The sequence below is a fragment of the Bradyrhizobium erythrophlei genome, from assembly GCF_900142985.1.
In the GTDB taxonomy this organism is placed as follows: Bacteria; Pseudomonadota; Alphaproteobacteria; order Rhizobiales; family Xanthobacteraceae; genus Bradyrhizobium; species Bradyrhizobium erythrophlei_B.
Map to the genome: position 1 here is coordinate 196,677 of NZ_LT670849.1, position 20,328 is coordinate 217,004.

The 20,328-nt window shown below is 62.8% G+C and carries 15 protein-coding genes; 2 read left to right on the forward strand and 13 right to left on the reverse strand.

Annotation, left to right across the window (positions count from 1 at the left end; genetic code table 11):
* Window positions 1–345 precede the first annotated feature (345 nt).
* The 8 genes from BUA38_RS00895 to BUA38_RS00930 form a co-directional block, all read right to left on the reverse strand.
* Window positions 346–1,455 carry a helix-turn-helix transcriptional regulator gene (locus tag BUA38_RS00895; protein WP_072825702.1) on the reverse strand — a complete coding sequence of 370 codons (1,110 nt, stop codon included), beginning with the start codon at window positions 1,453–1,455 and terminating at the stop codon, window positions 346–348.
* A gap of 377 nt (window positions 1,456–1,832) precedes the next feature.
* Window positions 1,833–2,801 (reverse strand): helix-turn-helix transcriptional regulator, encoded by a 969-nt coding sequence (locus BUA38_RS00900; protein ID WP_072816008.1) that lies wholly within the window; start codon window positions 2,799–2,801, stop codon window positions 1,833–1,835.
* Window positions 2,802–3,388: 587 nt separating this feature from the next.
* Window positions 3,389–4,489 (reverse strand): LLM class flavin-dependent oxidoreductase, encoded by a 1,101-nt coding sequence (locus BUA38_RS00905; protein WP_072816010.1) that lies wholly within the window; start codon window positions 4,487–4,489, stop codon window positions 3,389–3,391.
* A 32-nt stretch (window positions 4,490–4,521) separates the two neighbouring features.
* Entirely contained in the window at window positions 4,522–5,706 is a 1,185-nt protein-coding gene (locus BUA38_RS00910) for an acyl-CoA dehydrogenase family protein (RefSeq protein ID WP_072816013.1), read from the reverse strand.
* Complete coding sequence (locus BUA38_RS00915; protein WP_072816016.1) at window positions 5,700–6,497, reverse strand: ABC transporter ATP-binding protein; 798 nt, start codon at window positions 6,495–6,497, stop codon at window positions 5,700–5,702. The genes BUA38_RS00910 and BUA38_RS00915 overlap by 7 nt, the downstream gene beginning before the upstream one ends.
* Entirely contained in the window at window positions 6,491–7,504 is a 1,014-nt protein-coding gene (locus BUA38_RS00920) for an ABC transporter permease (RefSeq protein WP_072816018.1), read from the reverse strand. Before BUA38_RS00920 ends, BUA38_RS00915 begins: the two co-directional genes overlap by 7 nt.
* Window positions 7,482–8,582, reverse strand: coding sequence for an ABC transporter substrate-binding protein (locus BUA38_RS00925; RefSeq protein ID WP_072816021.1), 1,101 nt, complete (start codon window positions 8,580–8,582; stop codon window positions 7,482–7,484). The genes BUA38_RS00920 and BUA38_RS00925 overlap by 23 nt, the downstream gene beginning before the upstream one ends.
* Window positions 8,583–8,851: 269 nt before the next feature.
* The gene (locus BUA38_RS00930) at window positions 8,852–9,508 is read right to left on the reverse strand and encodes a TetR/AcrR family transcriptional regulator (RefSeq protein ID WP_244553168.1); all 657 of its coding nucleotides are present in this window, start codon (window positions 9,506–9,508) and stop codon (window positions 8,852–8,854) included.
* 115 nt (window positions 9,509–9,623) lie between these two features.
* Here BUA38_RS00930 and BUA38_RS00935 point away from each other — a divergent pair, with 115 nt between their 5' ends.
* On the forward strand, window positions 9,624–10,865 hold the full coding sequence (locus BUA38_RS00935; RefSeq protein WP_083587390.1) for an efflux RND transporter periplasmic adaptor subunit: 1,242 nt from the start codon (window positions 9,624–9,626) through the stop codon (window positions 10,863–10,865).
* A 40-nt stretch (window positions 10,866–10,905) separates the two neighbouring features.
* Window positions 10,906–14,103, forward strand: a complete 3,198-nt coding sequence (locus BUA38_RS00940; RefSeq protein ID WP_072816023.1) for an efflux RND transporter permease subunit — start codon at window positions 10,906–10,908, stop codon at window positions 14,101–14,103.
* Window positions 14,104–14,122: 19 nt separating this feature from the next.
* Here the strand turns inward: BUA38_RS00940 and BUA38_RS00945 are convergent, their stop codons facing one another.
* The 5 genes from BUA38_RS00945 to BUA38_RS00965 form a co-directional block, all read right to left on the reverse strand.
* The gene (locus tag BUA38_RS00945; protein WP_072816025.1) at window positions 14,123–15,802 is read right to left on the reverse strand and encodes a methyl-accepting chemotaxis protein; all 1,680 of its coding nucleotides are present in this window, start codon (window positions 15,800–15,802) and stop codon (window positions 14,123–14,125) included.
* Between the two features lie 173 nt (window positions 15,803–15,975).
* A complete protein-coding gene (locus BUA38_RS00950; protein ID WP_244553169.1) occupies window positions 15,976–17,286 on the reverse strand; it encodes an MFS transporter in 1,311 nt (436 codons plus the stop codon).
* A 16-nt stretch (window positions 17,287–17,302) separates the two neighbouring features.
* Complete coding sequence (locus tag BUA38_RS00955) at window positions 17,303–18,559, reverse strand: adenosylmethionine--8-amino-7-oxononanoate transaminase (RefSeq protein ID WP_072816029.1); 1,257 nt, start codon at window positions 18,557–18,559, stop codon at window positions 17,303–17,305.
* A complete protein-coding gene (gene bioD, locus BUA38_RS00960) occupies window positions 18,559–19,191 on the reverse strand; it encodes a dethiobiotin synthase (RefSeq protein ID WP_072816031.1) in 633 nt (210 codons plus the stop codon). Before bioD ends, BUA38_RS00955 begins: the two co-directional genes overlap by 1 nt.
* Window positions 19,188–20,324 carry an 8-amino-7-oxononanoate synthase gene (locus BUA38_RS00965; protein WP_425304938.1) on the reverse strand — a complete coding sequence of 379 codons (1,137 nt, stop codon included), beginning with the start codon at window positions 20,322–20,324 and terminating at the stop codon, window positions 19,188–19,190. Before BUA38_RS00965 ends, bioD begins: the two co-directional genes overlap by 4 nt.
* Window positions 20,325–20,328: the final 4 nt, after the last annotated feature.

Genomic DNA, 20,328 nt, shown 5'->3' on the forward strand with positions numbered 1-20,328 from the left:
GCCGCAGCGGCAAAGCGCTTACGCGCGATCGTCAACGTTCCATCGCATTGGTTTCGGCTTGAAGCGTCATCTGAACGGATGAGGCGACGCCCATGCGGCTCACATATGTTGTCGTCATATCAGGGATCGGCGCGAGGGATTCGGCAACCGTTACGCGAAGGCTCGCTTCGCGCAACGAAGCAATTCGTCTCGCGTTCGGTCGACACTTGCGGCAAGCGCGCTAGGCTACATTCACCAACGTAAATCGAATTGGAAAATTACCGGATGTCAGCTCGAGAAAGCTCTCGCCCGGAAAAGCAAGCAGCGATGTCAGCGAAAGCAGTTGAGGTCGGTGGAATCGCCTCGTCAGTTCGCGAGCGGATTGGAAAATCCGGCGGCGAGTTTGACGAGATCGGCCTGGCGGCTGGCTCCGGTCTTGGAGAACACCCGGTACAGATGCGTCTTGACGGTGGATTCGGCGACGCCCAGCCTTTCCGAGGTTTCCGGCACCCCGCCGATTTCGACGATGGCAAGCAGCACCCGCAGTTCAGCCGGTGTCAGTCCGAAAGCGCTGGCAACGAGGCCGCCATAGGACTGGCTGTCCAGTTCGATCTTGCGGACGAATACCGCCGCCACAGCCTTCGATGGCACGTCAGCACCGCGCGCAACCGACTTCAGCGGCAACAGGTGAGCAACGTATCGCTCGCCATCGTGCGCGGTCAGGGGAATCGCGGCGCTGCTCGTCGCCACTCCGGCATCTCCGTTGGCAATCATTTCGCGCATGTCGTGATTGGCCTGGCGGTCGCGGGCAGCGAGCTGACCTGCCACGAAACGAAGAAAGTCGTCTTCGCCAAGCATCTCTTGCCCTGCCGCATTGGCGTGCACGATATGGCACTGCGCGTCGACCAGAAATATCCCGGCGCCAAGGCCATCCAGCGTATCGGCGAACGTTGCGGCTTCCGATGTCTTGTATTCGATCGCCTTGTTGATCATCAACGCGCGGTGCAGGTGCGGGACGAACAGCGCGATCCGCCGCCGCATCTCGTCGTCCACCATGCGCTTTCCCGCAAGGACGGTGAGCAGCACGGGGCAATTGGAACCTGATTTCTCGAGCAGCACATTGGCCGCGTCGACGCAGCCCTGCGGGCGCAGCCACTCCTGATAAAATCGTCCGCCGCGGTACTCGTCGAACGGAACGAGATCCGGGATGCTGACGACTTTCCCGAATGGCGGCAGCGAGGCAAGCGGATCGAACCGGGAGTGCGTGTCCGAATAAAGCTGGATGTAGTATGGGTCGGCGCCGCAGTAGTAATGCGTGACACCGAACTTGCTGATCGAGTCCTTCGAGAAGATACCGCAGGCGCGGCCGCCGACAAATTCATTGATGCCGACGACGACATTGCTCCAACGTGCGGGCTCGAGCGCCGCATCGTAGATGTTCTCGATCAGGTCCGAAGTCTTGCTGGCTGCGTTTATCAAAACGAATCTGTCAGGTTAAAAATAAAGGGCCAATTTCCAATTGGCCCGGATCAACTATCATTCAAATGGTGGAGGCTCATCCCTCGATCGGAGGATATCGTCAAAGCTTTCGGCGTCAATGCAGGATCCCATCATATGTCTTTGACATATGATGGGATTTCAGCGTCCCCGCGCTCGCGGCGCTGAAAAAGGCGTCCCTAGGGCAGCGAAAAAGGCTTGCCGGCCGCTACCTTCGGCAGCCGCCGGCAGGTCTCCAACGATCGGCGATTTTCAGATCAGGCTTCGAGCCGGCGCGAGTGACGGTGATGATGATCTGGACCGCCGTTTTCAACGCGGTGTCGCGGTCGATTTTCTTTCCGGCAAATGATTGGCGCTTATCCCTTGTCGCCACGCACGTCGCGCGGCGTGAAACCGTAGAGACGCCGGAATCTCCGGTTGAAATACGACAAATCGCCGAAGCCGACGTCGTAAGCGATCGTGCTGATTGCGGCGCGGCTGTAGTTGGGATCGCGAAGCAGACGATAGGCGCGCGCGAGCCGCTGCCCGATCAGGAATTCGGAAAACGTCGTGCCGGCGGCCTCGAAAAGCCGCTGCACATAGCGCGGCGTGACGTTGAGACTTGCGGCGACGGAAGCGATCGAGACGTCGCGGCGATCGCTGTGGGCGACGATATAGGATTTTGCCAGCTTTAACCGGGCCGCTCGCAATCCGCGCGTTCGTGCGGTTTCGGCAAAGTCGGCGCTGGGGCCGATCGCAAGCATCAGCAGGTCCTGCACGTGTCGAACCGAAAGATTGAGCAGGTGCGAATCAATTGAAGCGCCGGCGCTGAAAATCCAGCCGGTGTAACAGCCGAGAAGTTTCAGCGCGTCGCGATCGCCCGCGATCGGCTGCATCAGCCGGTCGTCCAGGCCCGGAACGGCGGATTCGAGAATCGCGCGAGGCATGCGCAAGGTGAACGACCGGCCCAAGGTGGTTCGCTGAAACGAGGCCGCTTCCGCCCCGCTCAGCAACACCGCTTCGTGCGGTCGAAGGCTTTGTTGCTGACCGCGCGACGAAACGACCGCGGAACCGCTCCGGTTGATTGCAAGGATAACGTCGTCATTGCCGTCAGCGAGATATTCGCCGCCGCGCGTCAGCGACATCGGCGATGCCGACGCCTCCATCAATTGCAGACCCGGCAGCGTCATCGACGCCATCTGCGCCTCGAACGCCATGCCGCGGGCGGGTTCGAGGTCGACGCGAAGCATCACTTTCCCATAGTGCTCGCGCCAATACGATATGCGGTCTCGCTCTGGAACGTGGTCAGTCGAAAAATTAACAATACGAGTGCCAGTGCTAGTCATGGATAGCGCCAATGTTCAGCCCTCCAGCTCCCGCGTGTTGCGTCCTCAGCCGTTACAAGCTGTGAACCATCGGCATGCCGTTTGGCATCGTCCGATCGGAGGATGAGGGAAAGACTCAATCTGGGATTGCAGGGCCTGGCGCCGGCTTCGATTCAGCCGGTGATCCGGACACGGCAGAACTCTGCACAACCTTCACATGTATGCTAGAGATTATCACGCGACGCGGGTGCTTCGTCAGGACAAACGATCCGGAGGAAAGGTCTGCGTCTGGCGTGCCGAATGAGCCGCGCCACGTCGGCGGTTCTGGCCGATGGAGGCTCGGTCAGCTCGCTGATCTCGCCCCTCGGGGAACGCTGACCGCGGCAAGCCGCGCAACGTCTTCGTCGCGATCGACCGCGATATATCGCCCATGCCAATCGGCCAGCGCCGACTCCCGTTCCGCGAGCAGCACGCGGTCGATCACTATGGCGTGAGAGTGATGCTCAATCAAACGCTCGACCTCACGATCGAGCGCCGCGGCGGTTCCCAGAATCAGCGATGCACCGGAACCGCGCGATCCATTCGCTGCCGATTGGCAAGCGCGCCTATTACTCTGCGGCCTTTCCTTTGGCCGCCTGACGTTCGGCGATCAGCTTGCGCGTCAGAGGAATCAGCTCGCGGCCGTATTCGATGGCGTCGATCAGCGGATCGAAGCCGCGGATCAGAAAATGGCTGATGCCGAGATCGTAATAGTCGCCAAAGACCTCGGCGACCTGCTCGGGCGTACCGACCAGCGCAGTCGTGTTGCTGTTGGCCCCGGTCAGCTTGGCGATCTCGGTCCACAGCCGCTTGTCGATGCGCGTGCCCTGCTCTGCCAGCGCCAGCAGCCGTCTGGCGCCGCCGGTGGCGTGACCGTCCGCGGGCTTGCGGTAGCCGGTCTTGTCCTGCAACGCAGTGGCGCGCTCCAGGATAGCATCCGCCTTCTTCCAGGCATTTTCCTCGGTGTCGGCAAGGATCGGACGCACGGACAGGGAAAAGCGCGGCGTCGGCCGGCCATGTCGCGCAGCCGCGGCGCGCACCCGAGCCGTCACGTCGCGCACCTGGGCATAGGATTCGCCCCACAGCGCAAAAGTATCGGCGTGCTTGCCGGCGACTTCGATGGCAGCATCGGAACCGCCGCCGACAAAGGTGTAGACGCCGCCTTTCTGCACCGGCTTCACCTGCGAAAATCCCTTCTCGACCTTGTAGTATTTGCCAGCGTAGTCGAACGGCTTCTCGCTGGTCCATTCGAGCCGCACGACGTCGAGGAACTCGCTGGTGCGGGCATAGCGCTCATCCTTGTCGTCAAGCGTGTTGCCGTCCTGGCGCAGTTCGATGGCATTGCCGCCGGTGATGACATGAAGCGAGACGCGGCCATTGTAGAATTGATCAAGCGTCGCAAGCTGACGCGCGAGCAGCGTCGGTGCGGTAAATCCCGGGCGCTGCGCGATCATCACCTTCAGAGTTTTGGTGATTTGCAGGACATGCTGGGCAACCTGCAATCCGTCGGGCGTCGTGGAGTGAAACGCCAGCAGCGCACGGTCAAAGCCCGCATTCTCGTGAGCCTTGGCCACCGTCTCGATATAGGTCGGGTCAAGCACCGGTCCGGACCGGACGATCGTCTCGGAGGAATTGTTGTTGGTGATATAACCAATGAACTCGATCGACATCTCAACTCTCCCTCATTTTATTCGAATAACCATCATAGGCCGAGCGCCGTCCGGCCAAGGTTGATGCGCGTGGCATCGTCCTGCGGGGTGTGAACGCGCCCGCACAAAACATCGCGGTAGTGCCGCTCCAGCGGATTGGCGCGGGTAAGACCGTGATTGCTCGACAGCGACAGCGCATCCTCGACCACCGCCACGGCATTGTTGGTCACGGTCAGTTTGATCACGCCGGCCTCAGTCGTATTCAGCAAGGCGCCGTCGTCAAAATCGCGGGCAAAACCGTCGATCAGGCGCGCATTGACGGCAAGCCTCGTCTCGATCGCGCCCAAAATTTCCTGGGCGCGGGGCAGGCTTGCCAGCGGCGCGCCGAGATTGGCCGGCACGCGCCGCTTCAGGAAGGTGATCAGCCAGTCGCGCGCGGCCCGCGCGACGCCGTCGTAAATGGCTGCAACGAGGGTCGCGCTCAGGATGCTTTGCGTGAAGTCCGGCGTTGCCCAATCCTCCGGCTTTCTGACATCGATCTCGTAATCCAGCGGAAAGGCGACATCCTCGAAAATCACGTCATGGCTGCCGGAGGCGCGTAAGCCCAGATGATCCCAGGTCTCCTCGATGCGCGTGCCCGGTAGGCCGGCCGGAACCAGGAGCAATCCGACCCGTATCTCGGGCTCGTCGGTCCTGGCCCAGACCGCATACCATTTCAGGATCGGCGCGCCGGTCGAATAGATCTTGCGGCCGCTCAGCCGCCATCCGGTTTCGGTACGCCGCGCAATCGTGGCGGGAAGACCGCCGCGCGCGGGCGAACCAAGCTCGGGCTCGACCCGGAGCGCGTTGATCAGTGCAACGCCCTCGACCGTCTCGTTGGCGAGCTTTCGCGCGAGCCTGGCCGGCCAGCGCTGGCTTTTCGCCATCACGAGGTGCTGGATGTAGTGCATCGACAGTACCAGTGCCGTCGACGGATCGGACTTGGCGACAACGCCGAGCACGCGGGCGGCCTCGCGCGCGCCCGCCCCGCTCCCGCCGAGCGCCACCGGCACGGTGAGCGCCAACAGGCCTGCTTCCGACAACTCCCTGAAGTTCTCGAACGGAAAGCTCGCGTCACGGTCATGCCGCACGGCCCGTTCGGCAAAACCCGGCGCCAGCCGCAAGGCGCGTTCCACGGGGTCGGGTGCGTGCAGCGGGACGCGCTCGCTGACAGCAGTGGTGCCGAGCGCCCTTACCATGTCGCCTCCAGCCCGAGCAGCGACAGAATTTGCCGCCGCAAGTCCGCCAGATATGGATCCCCACGGTGGCGCGGATATGACCGCTGCACCCTGATATCGGCCTTGATGCGCGCGGGCCGCTCCGAGAGCACGATGACGCGGTTGGCAAGAAACAGCGCCTCCTCCGCGTCATGCGTGACCAGAAGCGTCGTAAAGCCCTTGCGTTGCCACAGCGAAACCAGCTCCGCCTGCATCGTGATGCGCGTCAGCGAATCGAGCTTGCCGAGCGGCTCATCGAGAACGAGAACCTTCGGGTCGTTGACCAGCGCCCGCGCCAGCGCCACGCGCTGCGCCATGCCGCCGGATAATTGATGCGGATAGGCTTTGCGGAACGGTGCAAGTCCGACCAGATCGAGCGCGGCGTCCACCCGCTGCCGGTTCTGCTTCAGGATGCCCTGCGCCTCGAGGCCGAGCGCGACGTTGTCCCACACCGTTCGCCACGGAAACAGGGTCGGATCCTGGAACACGACCACGCGCGAGGGCTCCGGTTCGCGAATGCGCCGGCCGCTTTCGCGCAGTATTCCGGAAAGAGGATGCTCCAGTCCGGCGACCAGCCTGAGCAGCGTCGACTTTCCGCAGCCCGATGGTCCGAGCAGGGCCACGAATTCGCCGGGCTCGATGTTGAGGGTTACATCGTGCAGCACCGGCAGCGCGGCGCCTTCGATGTCGAAGGCGTGGCTGACATTCTCGATATCGAGTGAGGCACCGACAGCCGGATAGGAAATCGGCTCGGAAATGGCGTGAGCTACCATTTGACGACACCTTTCTGCCAGACCAGCAGGCGGTCGCGGACGCCGAACAAGAGCGTGATCGCGCCGGAGCAAAGCAGCGACATGACAATCAGCGCCGCATACATGTTGGCGTAGGCGGCCCAGCCCTGGGCCCATTGCAGATACCAGCCGAGTCCGGCTTTCACGCCCATCATTTCAGCGACGACCAGCACCGCGAAGGATGAGCCGAGCCCCATGAACAGGCCGACGAAAACATGCGGCAGCGCGGCGGGGATCGCGACCTTCAACACCAGGAAGGACGGCCTGGCGCCGAGCGTTCGCGCCACGTCGTAATAGGCGCTGCTGACGCTGGCGACCCCCGACCAGGTCAGGACCGTCACCGGAAAGCCGGTTGCGAGCGCGATCAGAAAGGTCGATGCGCTCCAGCTCGAGGGAAACGTGAAGAACGCGATCGGAAGCCAGGCGGTCGCGGGCAACGGCCCGACGAAGCGAAGCAACGGGTGAATCCAGTAGCCGGCGCTCCGCGACCAGCCGATTGATACCCCCGTCACGAAGCCGACCGAAGCGCCGATCAGATAGCCGCCAAGCTGCAACTTGACCGACGCGTAGACGCTGTCGAGCAGCTTCGGCAGGTCGTCGGTGTAGACTTCAAGGATGGCCTGAGGCGGTGGAAAAAACGGCAGCGGCAGCCATGCAAACTTTGCCGTCGCCAGTTCCCACGCCGAGAATCCGATCCCGAGCGCGAACAGCCACGGCGCCCGGCGACGCAATGCCGTTCCGAGACTGCCGGTATAGTCGGCGCTAAGCGTCGCAAGCGCGATCGCTGCCGCCACGACGATGGCCCCAATACCCAGCGACGACGTCCGTGACCAGTCCCCGAGATCGTTCCACAACAGGCACGACAGCCCAAACGCCAGCCAGGCGAGGCTGGCGCCAAGGCCGGTGGCCGCATTCTCCAGGAACGCCCGGACCGTGTGCGGACGCCCGGCGGCAACGCCGAACGTGTCAGACAGCGAATACGTCGACATAAATACGCTCCGCAAATTTGGCGCTGTCGGTCGACGGCTTGAATACCGAGATGGCCTTCAGATCGTCGGCATAGGCCTCGAGTTCGCGCTTGAGCACTTCGCCGGTCGGGTGATGATGATGGGTGTGATAGCGGACCATGCCTTCGATATCCGCCAGCGTCGCCGTCTTTGGCGCGTAAGGCTGGAACGATTTCGCCGCCAGTTCCGGATTCTGCGCGGTGAACATCGCCGCATCCAGCAATGCCTGGGTCAGCGCGCGACCGACCTGCGGTTCATTTCGCACCAGCGTGCCGCGCAGACCAACGATGCAGCAGCTCATATCGCGGTATTCGCCGTCCAGATTGGAGGCGACTTCCTTGTAGGCTTTGTCCTTGAGCCAGAGATAGGCCAGCGGATCTGACGACAGGAAGGCCTGCACCTCGCCCTTCTCGACCGCCACGTTGAGAAGGTTGCCGGGATAGGCCCGCCAATCGACGTCGCGATTCGGATCGATGCCAAGCTTGGCAAGCTGGATCGAGAAGAAGTTCTTGTCGGGCCCGGCAAGATCTCCAACCGCAACGAGCTTGCCCTTGAGGTCCGCAAGCTTGTTGACGCCGGAGTCCGCGCGCGTCAGCACGCGCATGCAGCCGCCATGCGTCCCGGCCGCAATCTTGACGTCGAAGCCCTGCTCCAGCGGCTTGAGCCAGCGCAGCGCCATGCCAAGGCCGGCGTCGGTCTTGCCGGTTGCGATGGCCTCCAGAAGCTGATCGGTCGAGCCTGCAAAGTTGACAAGCTCGACATCGAGATTCTGCTTTTCGAAAAATCCGTGGTCGAGCGCGACGGGAAGCGGCGTCAGGCACACCGCGCCGGCATTCCAGGAAAGATTGATCTTGCGCCGCGCGCCGGTGAGGGGCGGCGCGTCGGAAGCCGTCTTGCACAGCGGGAATTGCGAGAAGTCGATCCCCGGAATGACAGAACCCGGCGAAAAGGCCTGGGCTCCAAGCGCCCCGGCGGGGCCGACAAAGGCGGCAGCAAGGCCCGCCTGCAACAACGTCCGGCGATCGATCGATCGTTTGTTTTCATTGGTCTCAGTGGTCATGCCAGTTCCCGCATTCGACAAGGCTCCGCCGTGAGCGCACAACGCCATCGCGCCGCACGCCCTGAAGGGCACGAGCCATGTTCAGGGTTAAGTGATCCCTCGGGCGAGTTACCGCCGTTCAGTTCGACCGTTAAATGATGTGGCGGTGCAAGAAAAACGTCAATGAAATGGAATTTCGAATGTCGCGCGCCCGCAAATGATTGTCTCCCCGTTTGCAGGCATCAGCGATGAAAGGATTTTTCCCGCTAGAAAGATAAGCGTTCGCCGTCTTACGCGCTTTTCTGCTTCGCTGCGGGCCAGGCGCGCATCGCCAGCCGGCCGATTTCGGAAAGCTTCTGGCGCGATGCGCCGTCGCGCGCCTGCACGGCAAGGCCGCGCGCCATCGCACTGTAATAGGCGGCCAGCATGTCGCAGTCGGTGTCCTCTGCGAGGTCGCCTCTGACGACGCCCTTTCGAATGCGCTCCGCCATCGCACTTTCGGAAAAGGCCCGATGCTCGGCCATCATGTCGCGAATGTTCTTCATTCCCGGCGAACAATGCGTCCCGGCGAGCGAGATCATGCAGCCGAGCGGATGATCGCCGCGGGTGAATTCTTCGGCCGTAGCCTCAAACAATCGCGCGAAGGCGGTTTTCGTGTCGATGGAGGGGTCGTTGAGAATGGCAAAGAACCACTGACCGGCCCATTCCCGGTAGGTCCGCGTTGCCTCGCAGTAGAGTTCTTCCTTGCTGCCGAACGAATTGTAGAAGCTCGAGGCGCTAATCCCCATCGCTGCGGTGAGATCGTCGAACGAGGTGCCCTCGTAGCCGCGTTCCCAGAACAGTTTCATCGCAGCATTGAGCGCGGCGCCGCGATCGAACACCGCAGGCCGTCCTCTGCCACGCTTGCCTTCCTCCAGTTTCGTCCCTTGATTTATTTTTGATGTCATCGCTCCAAAAATCCTTGAACGGCGCCTCCCCAAGTCTATATGCCGATCTCCATATTGGAGCGTCGCCTCCAAATATCAACCCGACGTGAACGAATTTTAATACCGGGGCAGCCTGATGGACCAGATCAGCGATCATTCGAAGATTGAACGAGAACCACTCAACGAGCCGACGCGCCGTCGGACATGGCGAACGCCAGTCATCGGCGCCGTGACGGTCATTGCGGCGCTACTGCTTTATTTTGGCCTCGCGCCCCGCTCAGGGAACAAGGCCGCGGCGGTGCCCACCCCCGCCCCGCAGGTCACGGTCAGCGCGCCCTTGCAGCGCGAAGTCGATACCAGGGTCGGCTTCCTCGGACAGTTCTCGGCGATCGACAGGGTCGAGTTGCGCGCCCAGGTCGGCGGGACGCTGACCGAGATCCATTTCAAGGACGGTCAGGTCGTTCACAAGGGGGAGCTGCTCTTCGTCATCGACCCGCGCCCTTACGAGATCAGGCTCGAGCAGGCCAAAGCGGCATTGCAGACAGCCGCGGCTCGCGTCGAACTCGCCAACGCCCAGTTGACGCGCGCGCAATCGCTTCGTCGCAACGAATTCGCAACCCAAGAGACGGTCGACCAGCGCACTTCGGATCAGGATTCGACGAAAGCCGCGGTTGAAGACGCGAGGGCGCGTATCCGCGACGCCGAGCTCGACCTCGAATATTGCCGGGTCCGTGCGCCGTTCACGGGACGTATCGGCGCGCGCCAGATTTCGATCGGAAGCCTGGTCGCGGGCAGCCGCGCCGCCACCAGCCCGACCACGCTGCTGGCGACGCTGGTTTCGCTCGATCCGCTCTATCTCGACTTCGACATGAGCGAATCCGACTTTCTGACCTTCTCGCGGGAGCGCGCCCGCGTCGGCGGTCCGCTTGCCAACAAGGTCGTGATCGGCCTCAGCGACGAGAACAGTTTCGGCCGCGAGGGAACGCTCGACTTCATCGACAATGCGCTGGACCGCTCGAGCGGCACCATTCACGCGCGGGCCACGGTGCCGAACCCCGACCTGTTCCTGGCGCCGGGCCAGTTCGCCCGGCTTCGTGTTGCGATCGCGCCACCCACACCGGTCTACCTGCTGCCGGACGCCGCCGTGATGCTCGACCAGTCGCAGCGGCTGGTGATGACAGTCGGACCCGATGCGACCGTGAAGCCCAAGATCGTGACGACCGGCGATCTTCGCGGCGGCCTTCGCGTGATCCAGTCCGGTCTTGCGCCAACCGACCGCGTCATCATCGACGGTCTGGTGCGCGCCATCCCCGGAGCCAAAGTCGCCCCGCTGGACGGCGCCATCCACTACGACACCGCTGCCGACGAACAGGGCTGAAAAGCCGACTGACAAGAAACAATCGAGGCAGGAGCCTTCCATGACCCACAGCTTCATCGACAGGCCGATCTTCGCCACCGTGCTCAGCGTCTTCGTGACGCTGATCGGGCTGGGGGCGCTCGCGATCCTGCCCATTGCACAATATCCGCAGATCGTGCCGCCCACGGTCCAGATCACCACAAGCTATCCGGGCGCCTCCGCGGACGTGGTTTCGCGTACCGTCGCCACGCCGCTTGAGCAGGACATCAACGGCGTCGAGAACATGATCTACATGAACAGCCAGTCGACCGGCGACGGCAAGCTCACCATCACCGTGACGTTTCGGATCGGCACCGACCTCAACGTGGCACAGATGCTGACGCAGAACCGGGTGCAGGACGCCCTGCCCCGCCTGCCGGAGGATGTGCAGCGGCTCGGCGTTCAGGTGAGAAAGGCAACGCCCAACATTCTGCTTGCCGTCCACCTTTCTTCGCCGGACTCATCCCGTGACCTGCTCTACATCTCGAACTATGCCACGCTGCACGTGAAAGACGCGCTAACCCGGCTGCCCGGCGTCGGCGACGTGCAGATCTTTGCCGGCCGCGAATACGCCATGCGCATCTGGCTCGATCCGGACAAGGTCGCCGCGCATAATCTGAACGCGAACGAGGTCCTGACCGCGCTGCGCGCCCAGAACATCCAGGTTTCGGCGGGCATCCTGAACCAGCCGCCAGTCGCAACCAAGCAAGCCTATCAGCTCAACGTTCAGGCGCTCGGCCGGCTCTCCACGCCGGAGCAGTTTGCGTCAATCGTGCTGAAAGCCGACGGCGAAGGGCGCGTGACGCGCCTGCGCGACGTCGGCCGCGTCGAAATCGGCGCCTCCGACTACGGCTCGACCGCCTTCATGGACCGGGACCCGGGTCTGCCACTCCTGATCTTCGCCCAGCCGGGCGCCAATTCGCTCGCGGTCGATCACGAAGTGCTCGATGCCATGCAAACGCTGGCCAAGGATTTCCCGCCCGGCCTCGCCTACACGATCATCTATGACCCCACCATCTTTGTCGGCAAATCGGTAGACGAGGTGATCAAGACGATCTTCGTAGCGATCCTGCTCGTGGTCGGCGTCGTGTTCCTGTTCCTCCAGAGCTGGCGCGCTGCGATCATTCCGGTGATCGCGATTCCCGTGTCGCTGGTCGGCACCTTCACTTTCCTGTATGCGCTCGGCATTTCACTGAACAACCTGTCGCTGTTCGGCCTTGTACTCGCGGTCGGCATCGTGGTCGACGACGCCATCGTCGTGGTGGAGAATGTCGAGCGCAATCTCGAGCGAGGCATGCAACCGGCCGAGGCCGCCCATGTCACCATGAGAGAGGTCGGCGGCGCGCTGATCTCGATCGCGCTGACGCTATGCGCGGTGTTCGTGCCCTCGGCATTCCTGTCCGGCATCACCGGGCAATTCTTCCGCCAATTCGCGGTGACGATCGCGGCCTCGACTTTGATCTCCTGCTTCGTCTCGCTGACCTTGAGCCCTGCTCTCTGCGCGGTGCTGTTCAAGGCCCACGAGCCCGGCCACGCCGCGCGCCGTTCGCGTATCGCGCGTTGGGTGCAGGCCGCATTCGATCGCTTCAACTTCGGCTTCAACTGGCTGTCGACCGCGTATGGCCGGCTGACGCGGCGCCTCCTTCAGATCACTGGCGTCGTGCTCGCTGTCTATCTTGTGTTGATCGGCATCGCAGGCCTCCAGTTCGCCCGGGCCCCCACTGGCTTTATTCCCGAGCAGGACCAGGGCTATCTGATTACGGTCCTCCAACTGCCGCCCGGCGCGACGCTCGACCGGACCGAGGCTGTGGTCGAGAAAGCGATCGACATCATCATGTCGACGCCGGGCGTCGAGCACGTCGCACCGTTCGCCGGACTTGATGCGACCACGTTCACGATCGCCTCCAACGCGGCCACCATCTTTTCCGGCCTGCCGTCGCTCTACAATCACGAGGTCAAGGGGGTGACCGCTGCCAGCGTGCTGGCCGACCTGCGCAAGCGCCTTTCGGTGATCCAGGAAGCCCATGTGCTGACGATTCCGCCGCCGCCGGTGCAGGGTATCGGCAACGCCGGCGGCTTCAAGATGATGGTGCAGGATCGCGCCGGTCTCGGATCGGATGCGCTCTCGAAAGCGTCGCAGACGCTGGTCGCCGCCGCCAACAAGGATCCGAGCTTTGCCGGTGTGTTTACGCTGTTCGGCACGCGCTCGCCCTCGGTCTACGCCGACATCGACCGCGAGAAGGCCGAAAAGGTCGGGCTGACGCCGACCGACGTCTTCTCGACATTGCAGCTCTATCTCGGCTCGCAGTATGTCAACGACTTCAACTATCTCGGCCGCACTTATCAAGTGATTGCGCAGGCGGACGGCAGTTTCCGCCAGGGCCCGCAGGACATCGCACGGCTGAAGGCGCGCAATAGCTCGGGCGAGATGGTGCCGGTCGGCACCGTGGCGCGGATGAAATCCGAGAGCATGCCCTACCGCGTGCCTCGCTACGACCTCTTCCCTGCCGCCGAGGTTATGGGCGTCGCCGCGCCCGGCGTTGCGACCGGCAGCGCGCTCCAACGGATGGAAGAGCTCGCCCGCGAAGTGCTGCCGCCGGGCATCGGCTTCGAGTGGACCGAGCTTGCGTTCCAGCAGCAACTGCCGGGGACCTCATCGCTGCTGGTGTTCGGCGCTGCCGCTCTGTTCGTCTTCCTGGTGCTCGCGGCCCAGTACGAGAGCTGGAACCTGCCGCTCGCGGTCGTGATGATCGTGCCGATGTGCCTGCTTGCGTCCGTGACCGGCCTCTTGATGCGGGGCATGCCGATCGACGTGCTCGCGCAGATCGGATTCGTCGTTCTGGTGGGACTGGCAGCCAAGAACGCGATTCTGATCGTGGAATTCGCCCGGCAAACCGAGGAAAGCGGCGTTAGCCCGGCTGAGGCCGCCATCACCGCGGCGCGCACCCGGCTTCGTCCGATCCTGATGACGTCGCTCGCCTTCATCTTCGGCGTCGCGCCGCTGGTGGTGGCGACCGGCGCGGGCTCGGAGATGCGTCAGTCGCTGGGTACAGCGGTGTTCTCAGGGATGCTCGGCGTAACCGCATTCGGCCTGCTGTTCACGCCGGCCTTCTACACCATCGTGCGCAAGATCGGCCGCAAGGACGCGAAGAGCAGCGCCCAAGCCACACATGTCGTCGCGGCCGGCGACGATCATGCGAGCGGCGCAAAGGCAGCTTGAACCTTCGCCGCGCAACGAATTAAGCCGCGCGGATGTTGGCGAGGAACCGATCGACGTCGGTGCGCAAGGTCGCTGCCTGCTGGCTCAACTGCTCTGCCGAAGCGAGCACGCCGTTGGAGGCCGATCCGGTCTTTTCGGCGGCGTGGTTGACGGCCGCGATGTTGCTCGACACCTGGCCGGTCCCGAGCGCCGCTTCCTGCACGTTGCGGGCGATCTCCTGAGTAGCGGAACCCTGCTGCTCGACCGCGATCGAGATCGCCGATGTTATCTCGTTGATGGCGCCGATGGTGCGGCCGATGCCCTCGATCGCCTGCACGGCCTCGGTCGTCACGTTCTGCATGGCGCCGACCTGCGCCGAGATTTCGTCGGTCGCCTTCGCGGTCTGGCTCGCCAGCGATTTGACCTCATTGGCGACGACCGCAAAGCCCCTGCCGGCTTCGCCCGCGCGCGCCGCCTCGATGGTGGCGTTGAGCGCCAGCAGATTGGTCTGGCTCGCGATGTCGCTGATGAGTTTGACGACGTCGCCGATTTTCGCTGCCGCCGCCGACAAGCCCTGCACCGTGACATTGGTGCGGTTGGCTTCGGCGACCGCTTGACCGGCGATTTCCGTCGATTGGGTCACCTGGCGGCCGATTTCAGAAACCGACGACGACAGTTCTTCGGTCGCAGCCGCAACCGTCTGCACATTAGCCGACGCCTGCTCGGCAACGGCAGCGACGGAGGTCGCCTGCTGGCTGGCTTCGCTCGCGGTCGAGGACATGCCTTTCGAGGTCGTGCGCATTTCAGATGCCGCACCCGCAAGGCTGTCGAGCGAGGCGCTAACGCCGCGTTCGAATTCATCGGCCATCTTGTTCAGGAACAGCTTCTTGTCCGTATCGGCCTGCGCCTTCATCGCCTCCTGCTCGGCGCGCATCCGCTCCGTATCGATCATGTTGTCCTTGAAGACCTGCACCGAGTGCGCCATGGCGCCGACTTCGTCGCCGCGCTCCAGCGCCGGTATAGAAGTCGAGGTATCTCCTTGCGCGATCTTGCGCATCGCGAGCGTCATCGCGTTGATCGGGTTCACGATGCTGCGGCCAAGCAGGAAGAAGAGGCCACCGATCACGAACAGCGACAGCAGAACCATGAGCGATCTGTTTCGCGCCTGTTCCCAGAAGATCGCGTTGACGTCGTCAAGATAGATGCCGGCGCCTACGACCCAGCCGAAAGGCTTGTATTCGGTGGAGTAAGTGAGTTTTGGCAGCGGCTCCCCACCCGAAGCGCGCGGAAAGCGGAACGTCGTGAAGCCGCCGCCCTTGGGGGCGAGTTCGATCTGCTGGCGCACGAAATAGACGCCATCGGAATCGGCGGCGTCCATCAGATTCTTGCCCTCGACTTTGGGATTCGGGTTGGCTACCGCGACCCCCTGCATGTTGGTGGCGTAGACATAGTCGTCCTTTCCGAAGCGCAAGCTACGCAGCAGCGCCTTGCTCCGCTCTATGGTTTCGGCCTCCGAAAGTCCGGCTTGCTTGGAAATCTGCAAGTTGTAGTCAAGCGCCTCGCGGGCCACCTGGACGATGTCCTGGAGCTTGGCCTTGCGATCCTCCATCATGTTGTCCCACAGCGCCGACAGACCGAGGCCGGCCATCGCCGCGATACCGAGCACGGAGAGCCCAATCATCATCAGAAGCTTGTAGGAAATTCGCAAGTTACCGAGCATTGGGCACCTGGTTGCTGAAAACACCGCGCGTGGCGGGAGCGGACGGAGAATCCGACGCGGATCACGACCAGTTCAAATTAATGAGAGAGGCCCTAAGTAACGGTAAAAATCCGTGAACGGGCGCGCGTCTTTCAGACCAGCACGAGTGGTCCGATTCCAATAGTTCGCATTCACTAATCTGTTTTCGCGAAGTTCTTGAGGCTTACAACCGCAACTCCGCCGATGAAGAGCACCAAAGCGACGAGGCACGCGCCCATCGTGAGATTTCCAGTGCGGTCGGAGACGTAACCAAACAGCACCGGTGCAACGAGACTTCCAATCTGGCCCGCGCTGCTGATGAAGGCGATGCTGCCTGGCGATTCCTTCTCGGAAAGGAAACCGGTCGGAATGGTCCAGAACAAGGCGATCGCTGACAGATAGCCGATCGCGAGCAAGGACAGGCAGGCGATCGACAGTGCCGAACTCCACAGCGAAAAGGCGGTCGCAATTGTCGCACAGCCCGCGGCAAACACCGCTGTGAAGAAGTGCCAGTGCCGCTCCATGCGCCAATCCGAATGATAACCGAGCGCAAGCATACCGACCGCGCCGATCGCGTAAGGCACGGCAGACAACAGACCGACATGCAAGACGTTCGTCACGCCCGAACGCTGAATGATCGTGGGCGCCCAGAAATTAAGAACCATCCCGGCCCAGGTCACGGAGAAATAGCCTGATGTTGCGACCCAAAGCATCGGCTTGCGGAGCGCCATCAGGAAGGCCTGAAATCCGGAAACGCCTTCGGGCTCGCGGTGGACCGACAAATTGGCGACAAGCAAATCCTGCTCTTGCCGGGAGAGCCATCTTGCATCGAGCGGGCGGTCATCGAGTACGAAAAGGGCGGCAACGCCCATCGCGAGCGGCAACACTCCTTCGATCAGGAACAGCCATTGCCAGCTCCTGAAACCGAGAAACCCGCCGAGGTGCTGCATGATCACTCCGGAAACCGGGCCCCCGATCGTCCCTGAGGCCGCAATCGCGAGCACGAAGTAAGACATGATCCGCCCGCGCATGCGGTCCGGAAACCAGAGCGTGAGATAGAGAATGACGCCGGGAAAGAAGCCGGCCTCCGCCGCTCCCAACAGCATGCGGGCGAGATAGAACTGCAACGGCGTTGTGACGAACGCCATCGCCATTGAGATCAGGCCCCACAGGCACATGATCCGCATGATGGTCTTGCGCGCACCGATTTTCTGCAAGAGCAGATTGCTCGGCACTTCGAACAGGATGTAGCCGACATAGAACAGGCCGACGCCGAGGCCATAACTCGCATCGGTGAGACCGAGATCGTCCTTGAACTGCAGCTTGGCGAAGCTGACATTGACCCGGTCGATATAGTTCAGGACGTAACAAACGAAGATGAACGGGATGATCCGCAAGATCACCTTGCGGTAGAGAAGGCGTCCATCGTTCTCGATGGCCGCCGGACCTTCCGTCCCTTGTTGCAATTTCTTTTCCCCCACTTCAGTGGAGGTTAGCGGCATCGGCAATCGCCGCATAGATCTCATCGAGATCGGCAGACGTGACGCAATACGGCGGCATCACATAGATGGTGTTGCCAAGCGGGCGCAGCAGCAGATTCCGTCCGCCGAAAAATTCGAGAAGCCTTGGACCGATGCCCGCGAGGTAGCCGCTGTCGCGCACGTCGAGGTCCAAACCCGTAATAGTACCGGTCCGGCGAACGTTCTTGAATCGCGCATCTGCCCGGAACGGCGCGAGCGCCCGCTCCTGCATCGCGGCTACCTCAGTGACGCCCGAGAGAGTTGCCGGATCCTGCCACATCTCGAGGTTGGCCCTGGCGGCGGCGCAGGCCACGGGATTGGCGGTGTAGGAGCTCGAATGAAAGAAGGTGCGGCTTCGGTCCTGCGAGAAGTGCGCGTCGAAAATCTCACCCCGGCACAGCGTGACCGCGAGCGGCAACGCCCCGCCGGTCAGCCCTTTCGAGTAGCAGGCGATATCCGGCACGACCTCCGCCTGCTCGCAGGCAAACAGCGTCCCGGTGCGGCCCCAGCCGGTCATGACCTCGTCGGCAATGAACCAGACGCCGGCCGCCTCGCAAATCCGCTTCATCTCCTTCAGCACCCAGGCCGGATACATCAGCATCCCGCCAGCGCCCAATATCAAGGGTTCGACGATGAAGGCGGCAGGCTTGGCGCGGCACGCTTGCTCCAGCGCATCCAGCGTCGCCTGCTCTTGCCCTTCGTGGGGAAACGGCACCGCTGACACATCGAACAGCAGCGGACCATAGGCTGCGTTGAAGACGCCGCGTGCGCCGACCGACATCGCGCCGATGGTGTCGCCGTGATAGGAGTGCTGCATCACGACGATCCGCGCGCGCGGCTCGCCGATATTGTGCCAGTAGCCGAGCGCCATCTTCAGCGCGACTTCGACGCTGGTCGACCCGCTATCCGAGAAGAAGACATAGTCGAGGCCGGGCGGCGTCAGCTTGAGCAGCGCGGAAGCAACCTGTTCGGCCGGCTCATGGGTATGGCCGGCGAAGATGATCTGGGTGAGTTTTTCAGCCTGCGCCTGAATGGCGCGCACGATCGCCGGATGACAATGCCCGTGCGTGACCACCCACCACGAGGAGATCGCGTCGATGATGCGGCGGCCATCGGCGGCATAGAGATAAGCGCCCTCGCCGCGCTCGATCCTGACCATCTCGGGCTGGAGCGCGTGCTGCGTAAAGGGATGCCAGATCGGTGAGGTCTTCCTGCGCATCACAGACCGAAATCGCCCGGCTTGAACGCCGCTACGAATGCTTCGCGCAAGCGGTCACGCGTGAGCGGCGAAAGGTTCGGCAGCCTTCCCAGACGTTTGACGCGGCCGATCTCGCAGATCGCGCGCTCGCTTTCGGGATGGCTGTCGCCGAGGAAGGCAATACCGAGAAGTTCGATATCGCGGCGGCGCAAGGCTTCGATCGACAACAGCGAATGATTGATGGTGCCAAGCGCGGTTCGCGCACACAGCACGATCGGAAGGCGCCACCGCGCGAACACGTCTATATAAAGGGTAGACCGATCGAGCGGCACCATCAGGCCGCCGGCGCCCTCGATCACCAGTGGCCGGCGGCCGGTGTCGGGCACCTCAAGGGCATCGATCTCGATATTGACGCCATCGACCGCGGCAGATTGATGTGGCGAGACCGGCGTCGTCAACCGATAGCGTTCGGGCAGAATGCGATCGGGAGACAAGCCACCAAGCCGCGCGACGACTTGCGAATCCGTCTCGCCTTCAAGACCGGACTGGATCGGTTTCCAGTAACAGGCCCCAAGGATATCTGCGAGGCCTGCGGCAAAGACTGTCTTGCCGATCTCGGTGTCGGTGCCGGTGACGACGATCCGCCGACTCATCGCCGTTCGCCGGTCTCTTCAGCAAGCGCCTCCAGCATCGCACGCACGTCGCTCTCGCCGACGTTATTGGTCAGCGAGATACGTAAGCGCGCCGTGCCGGCCGGTACCGTCGGCGGACGGATGCCCCTGATGTCGAAACCGCGCGCCTGCATGGCTGCTGCCAACGCCATCGCCCGGGCATTGTCGCCGACGATAAAGGGCAGGATTTGCGACCCGAATAGAAGCCAGCCCTGGCGTGCGCCGATTTCGCGCCGCGCGAAACCAATCAGATTGGCTAGGCGTCGCTGATGCTCCGGTTCCTCGCGCAGGATCGACAGCGCGGCCTCGACGGCGACCGCCATCAGCGGCGACGGCGCCGTGGAAAAAATGAAAGGGCGGCAGCGGTTGACGATGAAGTCGCGCAAGATCTTCGTCGTCGTGACCAACGCGCCGGCCACGCCCAACGCCTTGCCGCAGGTGTGAATCGCAATCAGATTTTCACGCCCTTCATAGGCCGCCGTCAGGCCGCGGCCCTCCTCGCCATAGACGCCGGTCGCATGCGCCTCGTCGATCATCAGGAATGCATCGTGCCGGTCTGCAATCGCAACCAGCGCGTCGAGCGGCGCGAAGTCGCCATCCATGCTGTAAAGACTTTCGGCGACGATCCAGACCTGACCCGCGCCGCCTTCCGAACGCCAGGCGCGGATCACTTGTTCGACGGAGTTGGCGTCGTTGTGCGCACTGAAGCGAAACTCGGCGCGGCCGGCCCGCGCGCCCTCATGAATGCTGGCATGGACCAGTTGATCCAGCACCAGAAGGTCGCCCCGTTGCGGCAGCGTCGTGAGCACGGAGAAATTGGCGATGTAGCCCGAGGGAAAGAAGATCGATGCTTCTGCGCCGAAAAACCCGGCGGCCTCAGCCTCGAGTCGTTCATGTTCGGCGCAGTTACCCCGTAGAAGCCGCGAACCGCCGGAGCCGATCGGCGTCCCGGCTTCAACCGCCGCCGAAATCGCCCGGCGCATGCGCGGGTTGCTGGCGAGCCCCAGATAGTCGTTGGAGGAAAAGTCGATACCGGCGCGCGGCTTCAGGCTGCGCAGCCGATCGTCCTTCTCGAGCGCGCTTAAGTCCGCGACGTAGCTTGCAGCAAAGCTCACGCCT